1 pseudogene is annotated in these 683 nt (G+C 72.9%); it reads right to left on the reverse strand.

Going from position 1 to position 683, the window contains the following annotated elements:
• Positions 1 to 593: pseudogene (locus D7X55_RS43825) on the reverse strand (mechanosensitive ion channel family protein); the annotation flags it as partial.
• Positions 594 to 683: the final 90 nt, after the last annotated feature.

Raw genomic sequence — 683 nt, forward strand, 5'->3', positions numbered from 1 at the left:
GCCTCCACCAGCCGCCCCAGCGCCCACGCCCCCACCAGCACCAACGCCAGCCCCAGCCACTGCCACGTCTCCAGCACCCACAGCGGGCGCGTGAAGAACACCGGCGGCAGCATCTCCAGCACCGGCGACCCGTGCTCCTCGAACAGCGCGTCGATGGCGCCCACCGTGTCCGCGCTGAAGACCCACACCGGGCCCCCGGCCGCGTCCACCCGCTCCAGCACGATGTCCTGCGGCCCGCGTGACGTGGCCACCTGGCCCAGCACCTCGCGCCGGGCGCGCTCGCCGGGGCCCGCCGGCTCCTTGCCGATGCGCGCGAAGTCCAGCCACAGCGTCCGGTCCAGCACCACCACCAGCCGCCGCGCCAGCTTCAGCCCCTCCTCCGTCTGCGTCTCCGGAGGCAGCCGCGACAGGTCCAGGTAGTGCGGCGCCCGCGCCGCGTCCCGCGCATGCGCCGCGTCCAGGAACCCCGTCGCCGTCGCCGCGGGGGTGCTCCGGTCCACGTCCGCCGGAGCCGCCGGCAGCCCTCCGTTCAGCGCGAAGGCCCCCACCGGCAGCAACACCCACAGCACCCACAGCGACACGAAACGACGCAAGGCACGCTCCTCATCCGTTGTATGATTTGAGTGCAAACAATCATCCCCATCCAGGCCTGTCCAGAGGGGATGACGCGGACGGCCAAGGGT

Source organism: Corallococcus sp. AB049A (assembly GCF_003668885.1).
Classification (GTDB): Bacteria; Myxococcota; Myxococcia; order Myxococcales; family Myxococcaceae; genus Corallococcus; species Corallococcus interemptor.